20 protein-coding genes and 1 other RNA gene are annotated in these 19574 nt (G+C 41.6%); 16 read left to right on the top strand and 5 right to left on the bottom strand.

Going from position 1 to position 19574, the window contains the following annotated elements:
• Positions 1-134 precede the first annotated feature (134 nt).
• The gene (locus tag M1F25_RS05220) at positions 135-1094 is read right to left on the bottom strand and encodes a TerC family protein (RefSeq protein WP_004258103.1); all 960 of its coding nucleotides are present in this window, start codon (positions 1092-1094) and stop codon (positions 135-137) included.
• A gap of 614 nt (positions 1095-1708) precedes the next feature.
• Here M1F25_RS05220 and M1F25_RS05215 point away from each other — a divergent pair.
• From M1F25_RS05215 to M1F25_RS05195, 5 genes are all read left to right on the top strand, one after another.
• Positions 1709-2377 (top strand): DedA family protein, encoded by a 669-nt coding sequence (locus M1F25_RS05215; protein WP_004258110.1) that lies wholly within the window; start codon positions 1709-1711, stop codon positions 2375-2377.
• A 236-nt stretch (positions 2378-2613) separates the two neighbouring features.
• Positions 2614-2919 carry a DUF883 family protein gene (locus tag M1F25_RS05210; protein ID WP_004258145.1) on the top strand — a complete coding sequence of 102 codons (306 nt, stop codon included), beginning with the start codon at positions 2614-2616 and terminating at the stop codon, positions 2917-2919.
• Between the two features lie 6 nt (positions 2920-2925).
• Positions 2926-3333 (top strand): phage holin family protein, encoded by a 408-nt coding sequence (locus M1F25_RS05205; protein WP_004258148.1) that lies wholly within the window; start codon positions 2926-2928, stop codon positions 3331-3333.
• Positions 3320-3619 carry a YqjK-like family protein gene (locus M1F25_RS05200; RefSeq protein WP_004258151.1) on the top strand — a complete coding sequence of 100 codons (300 nt, stop codon included), beginning with the start codon at positions 3320-3322 and terminating at the stop codon, positions 3617-3619. Before M1F25_RS05205 ends, M1F25_RS05200 begins: the two co-directional genes overlap by 14 nt.
• 237 nt (positions 3620-3856) lie before the next feature.
• Positions 3857-4252 (top strand): DoxX family protein, encoded by a 396-nt coding sequence (locus M1F25_RS05195; RefSeq protein ID WP_004258158.1) that lies wholly within the window; start codon positions 3857-3859, stop codon positions 4250-4252.
• Positions 4253-4564: 312 nt separating this feature from the next.
• Here the strand turns inward: M1F25_RS05195 and M1F25_RS05190 are convergent, their stop codons facing one another.
• Positions 4565-5458: a LysR family transcriptional regulator gene (locus M1F25_RS05190; protein WP_004258161.1), complete on the bottom strand. Its 894-nt coding sequence runs from the start codon at positions 5456-5458 to the stop codon at positions 4565-4567.
• A 123-nt stretch (positions 5459-5581) separates the two neighbouring features.
• On the opposite strand from M1F25_RS05190, the gene M1F25_RS05185 reads away from it, so the two are divergent.
• The 10 genes from M1F25_RS05185 (at position 5582) to dagF (ending at position 14911) form a co-directional block, all read left to right on the top strand.
• Positions 5582-6289: a pirin family protein gene (locus M1F25_RS05185; protein WP_094961527.1), complete on the top strand. Its 708-nt coding sequence runs from the start codon at positions 5582-5584 to the stop codon at positions 6287-6289.
• 135 nt (positions 6290-6424) lie between these two features.
• Positions 6425-8395 carry a BglG family transcription antiterminator gene (locus tag M1F25_RS05180; protein ID WP_004258168.1) on the top strand — a complete coding sequence of 657 codons (1971 nt, stop codon included), beginning with the start codon at positions 6425-6427 and terminating at the stop codon, positions 8393-8395.
• Positions 8396-8877: 482 nt separating this feature from the next.
• A complete protein-coding gene (locus tag M1F25_RS05175) occupies positions 8878-9216 on the top strand; it encodes a transcriptional antiterminator (RefSeq protein WP_004258172.1) in 339 nt (112 codons plus the stop codon).
• Between the two features lie 32 nt (positions 9217-9248).
• Positions 9249-9614, top strand: coding sequence for an SFCGS family glycine-rich protein (locus tag M1F25_RS05170; RefSeq protein WP_112307576.1), 366 nt, complete (start codon positions 9249-9251; stop codon positions 9612-9614).
• Positions 9614-9910: a DUF4312 family protein gene (locus tag M1F25_RS05165; protein WP_004258180.1), complete on the top strand. Its 297-nt coding sequence runs from the start codon at positions 9614-9616 to the stop codon at positions 9908-9910. The genes M1F25_RS05170 and M1F25_RS05165 overlap by 1 nt, the downstream gene beginning before the upstream one ends.
• Positions 9911-9936: 26 nt before the next feature.
• Positions 9937-10728 (top strand): DUF4311 domain-containing protein, encoded by a 792-nt coding sequence (locus M1F25_RS05160; RefSeq protein WP_004258184.1) that lies wholly within the window; start codon positions 9937-9939, stop codon positions 10726-10728.
• A 2-nt stretch (positions 10729-10730) separates the two neighbouring features.
• Positions 10731-11381, top strand: coding sequence for a DUF4310 family protein (locus tag M1F25_RS05155; protein ID WP_004258187.1), 651 nt, complete (start codon positions 10731-10733; stop codon positions 11379-11381).
• 552 nt (positions 11382-11933) lie between these two features.
• Positions 11934-13073 (top strand): amidohydrolase/deacetylase family metallohydrolase, encoded by a 1140-nt coding sequence (locus M1F25_RS05150; RefSeq protein ID WP_110591220.1) that lies wholly within the window; start codon positions 11934-11936, stop codon positions 13071-13073.
• Positions 13057-14169, top strand: a complete 1113-nt coding sequence (locus tag M1F25_RS05145) for a DgaE family pyridoxal phosphate-dependent ammonia lyase (RefSeq protein ID WP_094961525.1) — start codon at positions 13057-13059, stop codon at positions 14167-14169. Before M1F25_RS05150 ends, M1F25_RS05145 begins: the two co-directional genes overlap by 17 nt.
• A gap of 1 nt (position 14170) precedes the next feature.
• Positions 14171-14911 carry a 2-dehydro-3-deoxy-phosphogluconate aldolase gene (dagF, locus tag M1F25_RS05140; protein ID WP_112307578.1) on the top strand — a complete coding sequence of 247 codons (741 nt, stop codon included), beginning with the start codon at positions 14171-14173 and terminating at the stop codon, positions 14909-14911.
• 138 nt (positions 14912-15049) lie between these two features.
• Here dagF and M1F25_RS05135 read toward each other — a convergent pair whose 3' ends face one another.
• The 3 genes from M1F25_RS05135 to rsmI all read right to left on the bottom strand — a co-directional run bounded on the left by M1F25_RS05135 (position 15050) and on the right by rsmI (position 17779).
• Positions 15050-16126, bottom strand: coding sequence for a 4Fe-4S binding protein (locus tag M1F25_RS05135; protein ID WP_094961523.1), 1077 nt, complete (start codon positions 16124-16126; stop codon positions 15050-15052).
• 311 nt (positions 16127-16437) lie between these two features.
• Positions 16438-16811: RNase P RNA component class A (gene rnpB / locus M1F25_RS05130), an RNA gene on the bottom strand.
• Positions 16812-16906: 95 nt separating this feature from the next.
• Positions 16907-17779: a 16S rRNA (cytidine(1402)-2'-O)-methyltransferase gene (gene rsmI / locus M1F25_RS05125; protein ID WP_004258206.1), complete on the bottom strand. Its 873-nt coding sequence runs from the start codon at positions 17777-17779 to the stop codon at positions 16907-16909.
• 61 nt (positions 17780-17840) lie between these two features.
• On the opposite strand from rsmI, the gene M1F25_RS05120 reads away from it, so the two are divergent.
• Entirely contained in the window at positions 17841-19541 is a 1701-nt protein-coding gene (locus tag M1F25_RS05120; protein ID WP_181489392.1) for a penicillin-binding protein activator, read from the top strand.
• Positions 19542-19574 lie beyond the last annotated feature (33 nt).

Raw genomic sequence — 19574 nt, 5'->3', positions numbered from 1 at the left:
ACATAACTGTGATCTCAATAGAGTTTTGTTTCTTATAGTAGAATGGGATAAACAAAATGGTTGAGCGTTTTCAGGGGGTTAAAAAAAAATCCCCTGCTTTTTACAGCAGAGGATTTAAAAATAAAAAAGATAAATTAACTTTTTGCTTCGTTGCGTTTATTAACAATTGCATTAATGATTAACGTCACGACTAAAATTGACGCAATCACACCCAACGAAATCGGTGTTGGGATATGGAAAATATCAATCAATAGCATTTTTATACCGATAAAGCTTAAAATTACCGCTAAACCGTATTTTAGCATTGAGAACTTTTCAGCAACCCCTGACAACAAGAAATACATGGCACGTAGGCCTAAAATTGCAAATAAATTCGATGTTAAAACAATGAATGGGTCAGTCGTCACCGCAAAAATAGCGGGTATACTGTCCACCGCAAATATCACGTCACTAATTTCAACTAAAATCAGCACTAAAATAAGTGGGGTCGCAAATAGGACGCCATTACGTTTAATAAAGAATTTTTCACCATGTAATTCATCCGTCATACGTAAATGAGAACGAACCCATTTTACTAGCGGTTTATCCGTTATTGGCGAGTCATCTTCTTTGGCAAAAGCCATTTTCAAACCAGTAAATAGCAAGAACAAGCCAAATACATACAAAATCCAGCTAAATTGTGTGACTAACCAACTACCTGCAAAAATCATAATCGTACGAAGTACGATAGCGCCTAATACTCCATAAACCAACACACGACGCTGTAAAGTTGCAGGAATGGCAAAATAACTAAATAACATCAACCAAACGAATACGTTATCAACAGCTAATGCTTTTTCTAATAAATAACCCGTTAAGAACGCCATGGTTTGGCTATCAGCAAACTCACGCCCTACGTTCTCATTAAGATACCACCAAAAACCCGCTGCAAAGAGAAGCGAAAGCGTTACCCACACGATACTCCAAGCCGCAGCTTGTTTCATCGACATTGCTTGGCCTTTGTGTTTCCCTTGCCAGAACAAATCAATGAGTAACATAAGTAAAATAATAACGGCAAAACTACCCCATAAAATCGGGTTACCAACTGAGTGCATTTTCCTTTCCCTTAAAAAACAAAAAACGGCTGATATCCAGAAGACATCAGCCGCTTAAAATTCGTTAACCACAAGCTATTTCTTTTGGTTGTAAATTATGAGCAAACCCCGCCTTCTGGCAAGGTCTCACTTACAACACAAATAACCTAAAAATAGGGAACTGTGGTGCTCGGCTACCGGGTGTAATGTGTACACCGTAATGACGATAAACCGACAAGAAGAAGTTACTCCCCTTTGCTATGGCGATAAGATACGGTAAATAGTCTTAAAATGCAATAATTAGCCTTTATTGTTTTATCGTTATTTTTTTACATTAAAAGATAAATTAACAAGTATATTTCGCATACTCTCGGTAAAAAGCGGGTTAAACGCCATTTTTAAGCACTTTACATCGTTCCATGCCGCGCAATAAATCGTAAAAATCGGCAAAAACTTAAATGAATTCTAAAAATAAGCTTAAAATTTACTGTTTAGTTATTTTCTGTTTTGTTAAAGTGAGCGTGCTTTACACTAACAGCCTGAGGAAACACTACTTTCACTTTGGCATTCACTTAATCCATTTCTCCCTGCCCAACAACAAGTTTGTTGCTGTTATTGCCGTTTAGGAAACATTAATGGAATTAGTTAAAGAACTTTTTTTCGCCCTTTGGCACCAAGATTATGTCACCCTATCTAACCCATCGTTAGTGTGGTCGATTTACTTCATGCTGTTCGCTATCTTGTTTCTTGAAAACGGGGTGTTGCCTGCAGCGTTTTTACCTGGCGATAGCTTATTGATTTTAGTTGGTGTTCTCATCGCTAAAGGCACATTAAGTTATCCGCTCACTATTGTAATTTTAACCGCTGGCGCCAGTTTAGGCTGTTGGGTTGGTTATATACAAGGGCGATGGCTGGGGAACACACGAATAGTTAAAGGCTGGCTTGAGCACTTACCTGAACACTACCACCAACGCGCTTATGGCTTGTTCCACCGTCATGGCCTCGCAGCCTTGTTAATTGGTCGTTTTTTAGCTTTTGTCAGAACACTACTTCCAACAATAGCAGGGCTAGCTGGCTTGCAAAACGGTCGTTTCCAAGTATTCAATTGGTTAAGTGGCCTACTGTGGGTGTTAATTTTGACTGCAATTGGTTATGGCTTTGGTAAAAGCCCGATTTTCCTACAATATGAACATCATATTATGAACATTTTGATGTTGATCCCTGTAGGGCTACTGATCCTTGGCTTAATTGGTAGCATTGCTGTTGTCGTTAAGAAAAAATTCTCAAATAAAAAAGCGAATTAATTCTCCATGCGGGAACTCTCAGTTCTCGCATTTTCATTTTTACTTAATTTTACGTCTTAGTATCCCCACTCCCCGCAATTAAATTAACTAACTGATATTTATAGAATTTCTATAAATACTGTTTTTTACATTTTTTCTTAACCCCTAATTTATTATTGAATAACTCATTGCACTTAATGCAAAAACAGTTATTGTTAATACAGTGATGTTTCTTTTCTATTGATAGGAGGTTCTATATGTCATCAAATCATTCATCAGAAGACCTACGCGCAGAACTAAAAGCGTTAGCAGATTCTCTTGAAGCCGTATTGAATGATACAGGCGAGAAGTCGAAAGAAGAGATTGAAAGCTTGAAATCCAAAGCGAAAGATGTACTTTACTCATCTCGCGCTAAACTCGGTCAAACCACCGAAAGGATCACTGAGCAAACTAAAGAAATTGCGGGCCGTGCAGACAACTATGTCAAAGAAAACCCATGGACTGGTATCGGTATCGGTGCTGCTGTTGGTGTGGTTCTTGGCGTACTTCTCGCGAAACGTTAATTGCTTATGGAACAAAATCAACAACGTCAGGGCCCCGGTAAAGGGGTCCTTGAAATACTGCAACGCATTGCCAGTATTACCGTTAATATTGTTGAAACTCGCCTTCAACTCATTGCCGTTGAGCTCGAAGAAGAGAAAGTTAATTTTATCCAGTTGTTATTGTTAGTTGGACTAGCGCTTCTTTTTACTGCTTTTGGCCTAATGTGTTTAATTGGTCTTATTTTTTGGTCTGTTGACCCTGTTTATCGTTATCAAGCACTTGCTATAACAACAGGGTGCTTAGTCCTACTCGCCATTACCTTTGCTATTTGGGCTCTTAAAAAAGCAAAGCAGTCTACCTTATTGAGCTCCACACGGGAGCAATTAAGCCAAGACGCGAATGCATTAGCAGGTAAAGATAATGACCAGAAATAAACGCCAATTACTTGCCGCAAAAAAACAACGGTTACTCAACAGAATTGAGCAGCAACGGAGCGACCTTGCTGCAAGTTCTGAAGATTGGCTACGTGTGACCGCTCCTTATGACCGTACCTGGAAAACCTTCGTTACCTTCCGTCCTTTATTTATTGCGGCTACAGGCCTGCTTTCGATTTATTCACTGAAAAAACCCAAACGCATACTTCAATTAGGGAAAAAAGCCTTCACAATGTGGGGTATAGCAAGGACAATTCAAAGTACGATCAATGCAGGAAAGAAGTAATTCCAATCAAAATCAATATGCTAAATTAAGTCTCTTCACTTTAGCTAGCTCCCCTTCATCAGCATTCAATTTTTTTGACTATCTTTGTTAATAAGCTTTGCTTTTTATTGAATAAGCAAATGACTATTATAAGCCCATCAAATGTTTTCTTACCTATTTGTGCTGAAAACAACATTACAAAGCGACACATATCGCAAATACTTTATATTTAATGGCTTATTAGTCTGGAGAATCTTAATGAAAAATTTAGAAAATGGTGCGGTATTGTTAGCTCGTATTATGATGCCAATTCTGTTCATTGTTGCTGGGTATGGAAAACTGGGAGATGCATACGCAGGAACACAACAATACATGCAAGCAATGGGTGTTCCAGGCTTTTTATTACCTTTAACCATTTTATTAGAACTTGGTGGCGGTTTAGCCATTCTATTTGGTTTCTTAACACGAACTGTAGCCCTATTTACAGCAGGCTTTACCGTATTAACGGCACTACTGTTCCATATCGACTTTAGCGTTGCACCAAATAGTTTAATGTTTATGAAGAACTTTACTATCGCAGGCGGTTTCTTACTATTAGCAGTAACCGGCCCAGGGAAATTTAGTATTGACCATTTATTAAATAAAAAATGGTAATTCCGATTTCATTATCACCCTTATTGACTTTATTTGTTTGTCCAACTTATACCTCCCTCGGGAGGTATTTTTTTATTCAATGTAGTTGTTTTGAAGCCGATAAAAACCAAATCATAGTCATCGATAAGTGAAAATTAAACCAAGCTGTTTTATTTATTCTTTCGAATCGCTACCAGCAAACCCTGCTCGTAAACTCTAAATAGTTTGAGTTGTAGGTAGGCGGCAAATTGAGTCATCCCGTGAGAATACATAAGTATGTGACTCGGGTGACTCAATGAAGCCAACACCCCTACGGCTCAAAATATAACGAGTTTACACTCTAAATAATTTTGGGATCTCTCGGAGACACCACGACTTCGCCTCCCCCATACTATCCCGCCGCCACGCCATAATAATATTCGTCTCATGGCTAAACTCTGCGCCAACCACCTTTAAACGCCCTTCGCGAATATCTTGTTCAACCATTGGGTACGGCATCGTCGCAACACCAAGGCCGGCCAACAAGGCTCTGTGTTTATCCTCAATCGTTGACACCGTCAATCGTTGTTGTTTATCCAACAACTGCACCGTGATCACAGGCCGCTCACGAGCGGTATCAGCCACTGCAATTCCACGGTATTTCACTCGAGTCGCATCAGATAACGGTTCAGGTTCTTGGTGAATGGGATGATCCGGGCTCGCTACATAAATATGATTAACGGTATATAACGATTTAGAGTTAATTTCTGAAGAGGATCGAAAATGCATATCAGGAGCAATGACTATATCCGCTTTACCGCTTTCAAGACGTTCCCATGCTCCCGCCAATACTTCAGTAATTAACGATAACTGTGTTTCTGATTTTTCCGCCAATCGTTCCACCAGCGGAAAAAGTGAATGAACAGGAACTAAAGCCTCACACACGATGGTTAAATGCGTTTCCCATCCTTTTGCAAGCGCTTCCGCATCAGATGTTAGCTTATCAGCGGCTTCAAGTAGGATCCTTCCTCTATCAAGTAGCATCCTACCGACATTGGTAAACTTAGTTCTATGCCCTGAACGGTCAAATAAAATGACATCGAGCTCTTCTTCTAATTTTTGCATGGTATAACTCAGCGCAGATGGGACTCGCCCCAACTCTTCAGCGGCTGCAGCAAAACTACCACGGCGGTCGATTGCATCCATAACTCTTAATGACTCAAGCGTTAATGCTCTCTCTTTACTCATGAAGTTTCTCTTTCAGGAAATTTGAACAAAGGAAACAGATTAACTGGCTAACAATTCAACGTCCAGCTATTTATTATAACAATAGATTATTAACTTATTTATTTTCAATGAGGGTTAACCATTATGATGACATTAAGACCCGCTAACCATTGCGGAAAAGCTGATTATGGTTGGCTACAAGCGCGTTATTCCTTTTCATTCGGCCATTATTTTGACCCAGACTTTATGGGTTTTAAAACTCTCAGAGTGCTGAACCAAGAAGTTATCGCGCCACAAAATGCACTACAGCCAAGAACCTATCCACATGTCGATATCTTAAATATCATCCTAAAAGGGCATGCAGAATATCGAGATAGCCTAGGTAACACCATCCAAGCGGATGAAGGTGAGTGTGTGCGTTTTTCACCGCGCCCAGACCTGAGCTACAGCGAACAAAATGTGTGCCCAAAAACACCGTTGACACGTTTACAGCTCTGGCTAAATGCTTGCCCACAGCAAGAATCTTTGCCTTTGCAAAAAATAGCCATTAGTGAAAATGAGAACAAACTTATCGCATCTCCTGACGGGGAAAGTCAAAGCATTCAGTTACGTCAACAAATTTGGATCACCCAAATTCATTTAGCAACTAATGAGTCAACAGCGATCACGCTAAAAGGAAAAAACTCATTCCTTCAGTCTATACATGGTGGAGCGACATTGCGTACACCAAAAGGCGAGCAGTTAGAAATGAATTGCAATGATGGGGCTTTTATCCAAGACGACAATCAAGTCATCATTAGTGTAAATAAACCGTTTAGAGGGCTATTAATCGATCTTGGAGAGCAAAGCTAGCCCTTTTCCTGCTATAGCAGAGTGAATTTTGCGAACGGATTCGCAAATTTTATGATTTACATATCCTACATATTGACATGCTTGTGTTAGAGTCCTGCCATTAGCGAGCAAAAAACAAGTCATTTTCTTGCTCAAATGCTTTTTCGTTTTGATTTTAAAGGTGTTTCCGTGGCTCTATTCACTCAACAGCGACATAATCAAATTTTTGCTCAAATTCTCAATGAGGTAGTGCCTCAAGACGAGTTAGCCAAAAATTTCTCCGTTTCTACTCGAACTATTCGTTCTGATATCAATGAAATCAATGAATTGATACAGCCATATAGTGCTCATATTGTATATGAGCGAGGTCGCGGTTACCGACTAAAAATTGAAGACGAAGCCCTATTTGCTACCTTTACTCAACAAAGTGATGAAGACAATCAGATTCCTCGCACTAGCAAAGAGCGCATTGATGCCCTGCTATTAAAACTCTTGATGTTATCACTCCCCGTAAAACTTGATGATATCGCTGAAGAGTGGTTTATCAGCCGTGGCACTTTACAGCAAGATATGGGCGCGGTGAGAGAACAGCTTCATAAATACCAAATTGCATTAGAAAGTATCCCTCATCAAGGCATTCGTTTGAACGGTAGCGAGTGGGCAGTTCGAGCTTGTATGACCGAAACTTTATGGCGCCGCTATTCCGCACAGATAACCCCTGATTTAACCACTTTCCGCCCTGATTGCCTTGATAATTTAGACCTGACATATATCGATAAAGTTTTACATAACAGTATGAATCGCTTTGATATTCGGATTAGCAACGAAGGGCATTTATACCTAGTTTTTAATTGTGCGGTGACTATTTTGCGTATCACTCGTGGTCATGAACTCACCACCTCCGTCAAAAATGATGACAGTGAAGAAGTGATCCGCAAAGCCTGTGATGAAATATCCAAAGGTTTAATCTACTTTCTTGGCAATGACCTTTCAGGGGCAGAACTTAGCTATTTACATGACCAAATTGTTGCCCAACGCATTAGTAACCAAGACTCTAGCACGCAAAAAAGTGGTACTCATAATGAGCTGTGTGAATATATTTTAAATTATATTAATGAGTTATATAATTATGACTTACGGAGCGATGAAAAACTCAAAAAAGATCTCAATACTCATCTTGCATCGCTGATCACCCGTTTGCAGTATCATATTTCCACACCAAACCCGCTATTATCTGATATCAAACAATATTACCCGTTCGCCTATGATGTCACACTGAGCGCATTAACCAGTGCAAGTAAGCAATTACTCCCCCACCCAATCAGTGAAGATGAACTAGGTTACCTTGCGGTTCATATTGGAGTCAGCCTCGAACGTAACTATGGCGCTGGCTCCATTCGCCAAACAGAAGTACTGGTAGTTACTGATGCAGGGAACTCCACGTTTCGCGTGGTTGAATCTAAAATCATGCGTGAATTTCCACAGCTCAAATTTAGCCGAGGGTTAACGTTACAAGAGTATGAATCCTTGGATGAAGTCTCTGAAGATTTCGTGATTACCACTGTACGAATTTCAGAGAAAAATAAGCCTGTTATTAAAATTGCACCGTTCCCAACACCCTATCAGCTAGAGCAAGTTGGCCGCCTCGCCATGGTTGACCAAACTCGCCCTTATATCATCGAGCGCTTTTTTGATGAACGGTTCTTCATGGTAATTAATGAAAAAATTAGCCAAGAAGAGCTCTTTCAAATGGTTTGCAATAAATTGCAGCAAGAAGGCTACGTCACACCTGATTTCTACCCTTCACTACAAGAGCGTGAATCAATTGTTTCCACCTTGCTCGGGGAAGGTATCGCATTGCCTCACTCTTTAGGGCTACTTGCCAATAAAACAGTGGTTGCAACCGTTGTCGCCCCGAAAGGCATTGAGTGGAATAAAGAAACCAAAGAAAATGCTTATGTCATTTTCTTATTAGCTATCAGTAAAACAGACTATGAAGAAGCAATGGCTATTTATGACCTTTTCGTTACCTTTGTAAAAGAAAAGACAACACGTCGCTTAGTGAGTGTCAAAAATTTCAATGAGTTCCAAGTAATAGCTAAAGATAGCTTAGCGCGTATCCTCTAACTTGGTAGCAATTTCCACTTTGTAGTGGAAAAGTGGAAGTTGCTGACTTTTACGTGATCCTAACCACAACTCTTATAAATACTTTCCTATCCTAAACTGTCTATTTTACGGCCAAAGTGACTAAATGGAAGCGGGTACAACCCACGCAACATCATTTCCATTTATAGCTTCCACTTCCCTTTCCAGTTCCTTTTTTTGTTTCCATTTTTTAATTAAAAAAATAGTCAATTGATAAATAACACATTTTATTCAAAGTATTGTTATTTACATCTTATTTAGATAGTTGACTGATGTCAATTTTTCCACTTAATTTCCAAATAGAGCAAAAAACATACCAAAGATGCATTTATTAATTTCCAAACAATTTCCACTTATAAGTGGAAATTTCCTGCCTGCAAAAATGAACAAGAACAGACTAAGGTATTAAGCATGAAGGAACAGAGTAGTCTAACTTGCAATATTACTTTGGATTTTAAATAGTTATGAGTGAATCAGTTGTCGTTTTTAAAATGTTAGAACATAACCTTGATATTGATGAGGTGACACAAAAACTGCTAGCAGTGATTACTGACTGGCTCAAGCAGGAGGACTGCTACACCACAGATGTACAACAACAGATGTTGGAGTCTCATTTACGTGCCATGGTCGGTAGAGCAAAAACGGGTGAAGCCTTACCAGAAGTCGATATCAGCTTATTCGATGAAATTTCTGAACATTCGATAGTGCTCGCACAACGGGTTGTTGACACACTTCCTGGATTAGCACCTGAAGAGACTTATTTACTCTCTGTTCACTTTGAAGTCGCACGTTCAAATGATTAATTACTAATTTGGTAGGATTTGGAGAATATTTTATGAAACAGATAGTTGTTGTTATCGGTGACCGTTTAGGTAAAGGCCAAAAAGTAGCTACCGGTGTTGAAGCTGCGGGTGGTAAAGCGGTTGTTGTTCCGGGGGTCGCTGCTGATATGAAACTCGGTGATGTCATGAACGCAGAACAAGCCGATTTAGGCATCTCATTTTGTGGTAGTGGTGGCGCTGGCGCAATTACCGCTCAAACTAAATATGGCTATAAAGCTCGCTATGGGATGCGCTCTATTGAAGAGGGAGAAACCGCGATTGCAGACGGTTGCAATGTATTAGGTTTCGGTTTTATGGACAAGGAAGAGTTAGGCGAGCGCTTGGTAAAAGCATTCAATAAAAAATACGGCAACGCTTAATGAAAAAATCTATCGAAACGGTTGTACGGGTTACAGGGCAAGGCGACACTAAGCAAAAAGCAATAGCTGACGCCTTAAATTCAATTCAAAAAACCGTACTGAAGAACAGCACAGATATCATCCTACGGATAGAACCAAAGGATGTTGAAGTGATTAGTGCTCACTCTCATTCGCGGACAGAAAAATTTCTTTTTCTCTTTTTGCCACGCAAACGTGAACATTTTCGTGTTGTACTCGACGTTTCGCTGGATGTCACTTTACTTTCTGTCAACGAAATACCATTTACAGAACAATAATAGCAATCAGGTCTGGAGTTAATTCCATGAGTGAAACTGCATCTTTTTTAGAAATATTGGGCATGTCCCTGATCATCGGTGGGCTCTGCGGCTTTGGCTTAGGCGCAGGGGCTGCGCGTATGTTCCACGCACCAACCGTACAAGGTATGGGGGCATTCCGTACATTGGGTGAGCTGAACGCTTGTGAAGGCGACCCAGCGTCTCATTTTTCTTTCGGCTTAGGGTTCTTCTTTAACGCATGGGCATCGTCAGTTGCTGCTGGGGCATTTACACAAGATGTTGACCACCGCATCATCCCAAACTGGGGCGCGGCGGCACTATTAACCAAAAACCGTAGTGTCGCTGACACACTGCATAACCCGAAAAAAATGGCTATCGCTTGTGCCATCATTGGGGCATTAGTTGTCGCCTTCTTAAACACAACCGCTTCCGCAGTTCCTGCTGCACTACAAACGACAGCCATTAACGTACTAGTGCCTGCCGCAAACTTGTTAGTTAATACCGTGATGCCAGTCATCTTCTGGTTAGCCGCCATGGATGCAGGGCGTCGTTCAGGTTTCTGGGCAACATTATTTGGTGGTTGTGCTCAGCTAATCATGGGGAATGCTATCCCTGGTTTAGTTTTAGGTATCTTGATTGGTAAAGGCGTTGATGACAACGGCTGGAACCGTATCACTCGTACAATGATGATAACAGTGGTTCTCCTGTTCGTTCTCAGCGGCTTCTTCCGTGAATTCGACCTAAAGATGATCACCTCTTTCAACCTAGATAAACCATTGTGGCTTGAATACGTCCACGGTCTGCTGAGCGGGAAATAATCATGACAACAGAAATTAACAAACAAGATTTTTGGTACGCAGAATGGTCCTTCCCGATTTTTGTTGGGTTGCTTTCCGCAGGGATCTTCGCAGGTACCCACATGTATGTCGTCTACGGTTTTGGGGCATTTAACGAAGTGGCGTTCGTCGCCATGTTACGTGCAGGGTTAGATACCGGGGTTTATGGCGCAGTCGCAGCATTTGGTGCAAGTTTCTTATTTGCTAGGATCATCGAAGGTTCATTGGTCGGTATTTTAGATATCGGTGGTGCACTGCAAACCGGTATTGGCCTCGGTGTTCCCGCCTTATTTTTAGCCGCTGGTTGGGATTTTTTAGTCACTAACTTCTGGATGTCGTTACTAACTGGCTTATTCCTTGGCGTATTAATCGGCTTACTGATTGTATTTGCACGTAAATTCACGATTGCTCAGGCTAACTCAACCTTTGGTGCTGACGTCATGATGGGTGCGGGTAATACCTCTGGCCGTTTCTTAGGTCCATTAATTATTTTAGCTGCGATGGCCGCATCCATTCCAATCGGAATTGGCTCTTTAATTGGCGCATTGATTTTCTATGTATGGCAAAAACCCGTTGCCGGTGGCGCCATTTTAGGTGCAATGTTGTTCGGTTATTTCTTCCCAATCGTCGCTTAACCAACACTCTCCCGGGGCATATGCTCCGGGTTACTGAATAACATAAGTTAAAAACAGACTCGAAATAGTTCAAAGAGTAGCGAAAGTGCTGCCAACAACGCTGCGGTTGACATCATTTAGAATACGCACTTAGGCATACTCTAAATAATTCAAATTGCAGCTAGGCGGCAAACGACGATATCCCTAGGAGCATACAAAAGTATGTGACTAGGTGCTGCCAACAACGCTGTGGTTGACATCATTTAGAATACGCACTTAGGCATACTCTAAATAATTCAAATTGCAGCTAGGCGGCAAACGACGATATCCCTAGGAGCATACAAAAGTATGTGACTAGGGTAGCGGAAGTGCTGCCAACAACGCTGCGGTTGACATCATTTAGAATACGCACTTAGGCATACTCTAAATAATTCAAATTGCAGCTAGGCGGCAAACGACGATATCCCTAGGAGCATACAAAAGTATGTGACTAGGGTAGCGGAAGTGCTGCCAACAACGCTGCGGTTTGAAGTATGACGAGTATGACGAGTATCGAGTATAGAGAGGACAACTATGTACACTTTAATCATCAAACAAGGTAAGCGTATCGATGGCTCGATTATCGACATTCTTATTAAAGATGGAAAAATCGAAGCGGCAGGCCCTGAATTAGCGAATAATCAGCAAGCCGAAAAAGTCATTGACCTACAAGGAAAAACTTATGTCAGTGCTGGGTGGATTGACTCTCATGCTCATTGCTTTGTTGAGTCACCTATTTACTTCGATGACCCTGATTTAGCAGGAGCCGCTGGCGGAGTTACCTCACTGGTTGATGCAGGTAGTGTCGGTGCTGATGATATTGATAAATTTTATCAGCTCACCCAGAAATCAAAAACGAATGTCTTTTCTCTGTTAAATATTTCACGTATTGGCATCATTGCGCAAAATGAATTGTCGGATATGAACAACATCAATGAAGCCTGCTTTCAAGACGCTATCGAACGCCACTCCGGCTTTGTTGTTGGTATGAAAGCCCGTATGAGTAAAAGCGTGGTTGGTGAAAATGGCATTACCCCACTGATTAAAGCTAAAGAAATGCAGAAAAAACACCATCTTCCACTCATGGTGCATATTGGCAACAACCCGCCGGATATTGATGAAGTCGCTGATTTACTGACGCGCGGCGATATCATCACTCACTGCTTTAATGGCAAACCCAATAAGATTTTAGGCGAAGATGGCTACCTAAAACCATCAATTGCTCGCGCACTCGCACGGGGTGTCATATTAGATGTTGGACATGGCGGTGAAAGCTTTAGCTTTAAAGTTGCAGAGCAAGCGATGCGCATTGGCACTTACCCTGACATCATCAGTTCCGATATTTACCACCGCAACCGCGTTAATGGCCCTGTTTATAGCCTCGCTTTTGTGATGACCAAATTTCTGTGTATGGGCTTTAGTGCGGAACAAGTGCTTCGCTGCGTTACCGAAAAAGCCGCCAACTTCTTATCGTTACCCGCGAAAGGCTATTTAAGGCCGGGCTTTGACGCCGACATAACCCTTTTTGACCTTAAAGAAGAGCAAACAGAGCTCACGGATGCAGAAGGCGAACACCGTATAGGCACTCACCGCTTCGTACCATTGGCTGCTATCGTCGGTGGAAAACACATTATTCATGCACAAGGTGAATCAGAACATGCAATCGATTTATGATAAATATCAGTTAAAACACGTTATTAATGCCTCTGGCCGCATGACAATTCTGGGTGTTTCAACGCCAACTCCAGAAGTTGTTGAACGTGTTGCTTATGGATTAAATAATTATTTTGAAATTAAAGACTTAGTTAATAAAACTGGCGAATATATTGCTAATCTATTAAATGTTGAAGCTGCGATGGTTGTGTCTTGTGCCTCTGCTGGTATTGCACAAGCTGTTGCAGCGGTGATTGTACAAGATGATGATGATTTACTGCTCAATTTGCATTCATCCGACAAAGTTGTTCCACGTGAAATTATTTTACCTAAAGGCCATAACGTTAATTTTGGTGCTCCTGTGGACACAATGGTAAGCTTAGGTGGCGGTAAAGTAGTCGAAGCGGGTTTTGCTAATGAGTGCAGTGCCGCTCAGTTAGCAGCAAAAATCACCCCCAATACAGCCGCTATTTTGTACATCAAATCACACCATACCGTGCAAAAAAGCATGTTAACCGTGGAACAAGCCGCCAAAGTGGCTCATGACCACCAGCTCCCCCTGATCGTTGATGCCGCAGCAGAAGAAGAACTTACCGCTTACTACCAAGCCGGTGGCGATATTGTGATTTACAGCGGAGCAAAAGCAATCGAAGGCCCAACAAGCGGTCTGGTTATCGGTAAAAAACAATATATTGAGTGGGTAAAACGCCAAAGCCAAGGTATTGGCCGTGCGATGAAAGTAGGTAAAGAAGGTATTTTGGGGCTCACACTCGCTATCGAACAGTACCTGACTGCTACCAAAGAAACAGGCGCAGAGATGGTTAATCGAATGAGTCAATTCATCAGTGATTTAAATGCCATTAAAGGTATCTCTGCTCGAGTCGTCTGGGATGGTGCAGGACGTGATATTGCCCGTACCGAAATTAGCTTTGATGAAAAAATGATAGGCAAAACCACTTACCAAATCATGGCTGAGCTAAAACAGGGCGATACCGCGATTTACTTCCGTGAGTACAAAGCCAACGAAGGAAAAGTAGAGGCTGACATTCGTAGTGTTAGCACTGAACAACTTGATGTTATTTCTAAGAATATTCGTTTGTTAGTAGAAGGAATTTAAGATGAAATTGTCACCGAATTTTTATCGTGACCGTGTCTGTTTAAACGTACTGGCAGGCAGCCATCAGAATGCAAAAGATATCTATGCCGCAGCAGAAACCTTTGTTGTTGTTGGTGTTTTATCTAAAAATTACCCTGACTTAGAAAGTGCCATTGCAGATATGCGCATTTATGCACAAGAAACCGATAATGCATTATCAGTTGGTCTCGGTGCTGGCGACCCAAATCAGTCAACCATGGTATCGCTGATTTCAAAAGAAGTTCAACCACAGCACGTTAACCAAGTCTTTACTGGCGCACCAATTAGCCGTGCACTATTAGGCCAAAATGAAACCTTCGTGAATGCGCTCATATCACCCACAGGCACGGTAGGTATGGTGAAAATTTCTACAGGCCCACTAAGCTCTCAAGCGCCAGATGGCATTGTTCCGGTTGAAACTGCCATTATGATGCTTAAAGACATGGGTGCTGACTCAGTTAAATTCTTTAATATGAAAGGATTAACATATATTGAAGAATATAAAGCCATTGCCAAAGCTTGCGCTGACTTTGATTTTTCTTTAGAGCCTACAGGCGGCATTGATTTAGATAACTTTGCTGAAATTTTGCAAATTGCCCTTGATGCAGGCGTGAAAAAAATCATTCCTCATATTTATAGTTCCATCATTGATAAAGAAACGGGCAACACTCGCCCAGAAGATGTACGTCAATTATTGCAGATGGTTAAGCAAGCGGTTAATTGATGTGGTAGTAAGCAGTAAGTGAGAAAATAAATATAAGCGAGTAAATAAGTATAAATAAGCAGTACAAAGTCTGTCATCATGACAAAACAACAAGTTGCCCCGCTCATCATTGTATGCAGCGGGGCTTTTTATTGCACATCAATGACCTATCATTCTTGCATTTGGTATAATATGAAACCAATAATTATCAGGTACTGGGCTATCCCAAACGCCAAAATACATAGCAATACCAATAATAATAAATAAAACTGCTAAGGTTAGAATTGCCATCATCCAACCCGATAAGCGAAATTGACGTTTTTTTGTTGGCACTTGCAATGAAAAATCCAACGTTGATGCAACAGGGCAAGACTCAACGCAAGTCATACATCCCGTACATTCCACCGTTCTTACAGTAATTAACTTATCGACAGGTATCCGTGATGGGCAGTTCTTGGCACATTTTCCGCAATCAATACAACTTTCCACATTTCGCCGAATTTTAAATGGCGAAAATAACGAAAAAATGCCTAACAAAGCGCCATAAGGGCACAAATAACGGCACCAAGCATTACGAATAAACAAGCTTGCTATCACTAAAATGACCACAGTAATAAGCGCAAACAAGCTAATATAACGAAAAAAATCCAACATTTTTACGTCAATAATGATCCCATAAGGCGACATCATAAAATATTGGATCATCTGTGCAGACATGGAAAATGCAATATAAAGAAAGAAACCTAATAACAAATATTTTAGGCCCCTTAAAGGGATATCGAGCCATTTAGGTAAGCTAATTTGGTTTTGATAACGAAAGACTTTTTTCCCTAACTTACCAGTGTACTCTGATATTGTGCCAATCGGGCACATCCATGAACAAAATGCTTTTTTGAACAGTAAGCTAATCACAATAAAAGAGACTAATAAAAACATTGAGGCCGCATGAATTGGCGGAAAACTCCCCGTTTCCAAGGTATATTTTAAATTCATTAACCCCGCAATCGGCAGCCAACCTTCAATTCCACCAGGGCGAGGAAGGTGAATTGTCGCCCCTCCAGTTTCGTAATATCGTACCCAGTAATAGAAGGTAACTCCAATATAAATATTGATCGCCAATAGCGTGAACTGTACAAATTTACGCCATGTTGATGCATTTCGCCAATCATTCCAAGGGAGTTTTCCCCCAGTTGTACCTGGGCGACGTTGGTACCTTACACGTGATTTCTTTATCATCTACGCACATCTCTTTAACATGCATTATAAATACCACTATTGTAATTACATATTCACATAGCGTATTGATTTGCATCAGAGCGTGACGATATTGATGATTTCAGAAAAACGAGGTGACAAGATTAGCTTGCGGCAATAAACAGCTCTAAATAGTTCAGCTTGTAGGTAGGCGGCAAGGGAGGATATCTCTAGGAGCATACATAAGTATGTGACTAGAGTAGCCGAGAGCAGCCAACACCCCTACAAGTTGAAATATGACGAGTAATAAAAAAGGCTATAGCAATAAAAGTGCTATAGCCTTTTTTATTTGTCTGTGGAGTTGGCCGATAAGCCGGGTTCTGTCATGGACAACCATTCATCTAGGCCAGCACTTGCGCACTGGCTCCAGCAACCTACCCGAGTTCAATGCGGGCCGCACCATATGAACCCCTATTTGGTCTTGCTCCGGGTGGAGTTTACCGTGCCACGAACTGTTGCCAGTCGCGCGGTGCGCTCTTACCGCACCCTTTCACCCTTACCTGATCCTGTAAACAGGCCATCGGCGGTTTGCTCTCTGTTGCACTAGTCGTAGGCTCGCGCCTCCCAGACGTTATCTGGCACCCTGCCCTATGGAGCCCGGACTTTCCTCCCCTCTACCCGTCTCCCGAAGGGACTACGATAAAGCAGCGGTTGTCTGGCCAACTCCGCGGCGAATTATAGGCACTTTGTTGTTGCTTGTACAGACTCTAGCGTGGGCAATTTACCACTTATATCAATCAAATCGTGGTATTTGCCCAAAAATCATTCATCACTTTGATTATCAAGCATCAACTTATACAGCATATTTTTCTTGAGACCATAAATTTCAGCCGTGATTGCAGCCGCTTTTTTAGGGGGTAATTCTTTTTGTAATAAATTTAATGTTCTCACCACTTCAGGGGAAACTGCAGAGTCATCCGCTGGCTTTTTATACCCTTCGACAATCAACACCATTTCGCCACGGTGACGGTTTTCATCTTCTTTTACCCAAGCGAGTAATTCCCCCACTGGGCGGCCTTCAATGGACTCCCACGTTTTCGTGATTTCTCGCGCTAAAACAACATGGCGATCTGGCCCCCAGACTTCCACCATATCTGCTAAACTATCTAACAAACGGTGGGTTGATTCATAGAAAATCAGCGTGCGAGTTTCTTGTTCGAGTGATTGTAAAACATCTTTACGCCCTTTTGTTTTAGCAGGTAAAAAACCTTCATAACAAAAACGGTCTGAGGGTAAACCCGCCGCTGATAACGCGGTAATAGCAGCACAGGCACCCGGTAAAGGTACAACACGAATACCCGCTTCGCGGCAACGATTAACTAGATGATAACCTGGATCATTAATTAAAGGTGTACCCGCATCGGAGACTAATGCGATACTATCACCTTGTTGAAGTCGACTAATTAATTGATCTGCCTTTTGCTGTTCATTATGATCATGCAGAGCAAACAACCGCGCATTTATCGCAAAATTCTGTAATAGAATGCCTGAATGCCGAGTGTCCTCTGCTGCAATAAGGTCAACATGTTTAAGAACATCCAACGCGCGTTGCGTTATATCCCCCATATTACCAATTGGGGTAGGGACAATATACAGCGTGGATGCCATAACCACAGCTTGATTAGGTTGGTTCATTGTTTCATCCGAATAGCCGGTTTAAAATTAAGCAATTGAAAAATACACCATTGGATACAGTATGCGTCCTTCAATTTTTTTGCATTTGAAAAAAGGGTTAATCTGCACAGCAATGCTGTCCACATTTGCACTGTCAGGGTGCCAAATTGTCTCGGAATACTTTCCGTCAACCCAAAAAACGCCTGAGCAAAGCACATCTGATGATGCTAGCCGTTACCAAGCAATCATTGATGCTGCACAAGGTAAGCCTTCAATGGAGGCAATACGGGCCTACATTAGCCAAGAACCTTTATTAAAAACAGCCGCTGAACGCCAAGCTAATATTGATGGGTTATGGCAGATGTTAACACAGTTAACGCCAGAACAAATTCATGGAATTGGGGCAGATGAAAATATTCTCCAAGGCTGGGTCGATCTTTTAGATATTTATCAAAACAACCGAGACGACACAGATGCTTTACTTGCAGGCTATAACGATTGGAAAATGCGTTACTCGAATAACCCTGGAGTGATGACAACGCCGACGCTTTTGCAACAAGCTATGATACCTCAAGTGGGTAAAAATCCTAAGATTGCATTGTTTTTACCCATGAGTGGGCAAGGACAAGTATTCGGTCAAGCGATTATGCAAGGCTTTATGGATGCACAAAAAGGCCTGCCTCAAGGGCCAGCTTCTAAAACAGCCATAACTCCACCATCAAGTAGTGGAAATGATGTGCTTGACCAAATTTATGAACAAGTTGCAGCAACAACAGGTAATGCCCCCACCTCTAGCGATAGCGACGTGGTGACATCAACTTTGCGTATTGATGCCGCCCCTGTGAATACCCAAAGCGTCAAAGTGTTTGATACCACAAACAAGCAAATGCCTGAGCTTATTGAACAAGCGAAAAATGAAGGTTTTAATCTTATTGTTGGGCCATTATTAAAAAGTGACGTTCAAGTTATTACCCAAATGGGAGCGCCTGTCAGTGTGCTCGCCCTCAATGAGCTTGATGCAAACCAATTACAACCTCGACCTAATCTTTGCTATTTTTCATTATCGCCAGAAGATGAGGCACAAAATGCTGCCGCTTACATGAAAGCTGAAGGTAAGCAAATGCCATTGGTACTAGTTCCCGCTAATGCTTTCGGTGATAGGATAGCCAAAGCCTTTGCACAAGGGTGGCAAGAAAAAGGCGGCGGGACCGTTTTAATGCAAACCTTTGGGTCTGTCCCTTCTTTAAAAGAGTCGATTAATCGCGGCGCAGGTATCCGTATGACAGGAACGCCTGTGAATACCGGAATACAATCGATAGACTCACAATATGTCGATTCAGCTGGTGCGATTGACGGCGTTTATATTGTTGCCACCCGTGATGAGCTGACCTTAATCAAGCCAATGATTGAAATGGCAATTAGTTCTCGTTCTCGTCCTTCGCTTTATGCAAGCTCTCGCAGTAATCAAGCTGGATCTGGCGCAGACTACCGCTTTGAAATGGATGGCGTTAAATTTAGCGAAATCCCTTTACTCGCAGGTGCAAACAATAACTTACGTAAACAAGCCCAACAAAAGCTGAACAATGATTACTCTTTATTCCGCTTATATGCCATGGGTATTGACGCATGGTCTTTAGCCAACAATTACGACAAGCTACAGCAATCTGGACAATTTCGTATCAATGGTGCATCAGGAACCTTGAGTACTACACCAAACTGTGTAGTGTTCCGAGAATTACCTTGGTTGCAATTTAAACAAGGCAAAGTGGTTTCCTCACAATAACATCACTGAATACTTCATTTTTTTTCAGACAAG

The organism is Providencia sp. PROV109 (genome assembly GCF_033681625.1).
Taxonomy (GTDB): domain Bacteria; phylum Pseudomonadota; class Gammaproteobacteria; order Enterobacterales; family Enterobacteriaceae; genus Providencia; species Providencia hangzhouensis.
Note: the sequence above shows the minus strand (reverse complement) of the source record. Positions and strands in the feature narration are given on the sequence as shown.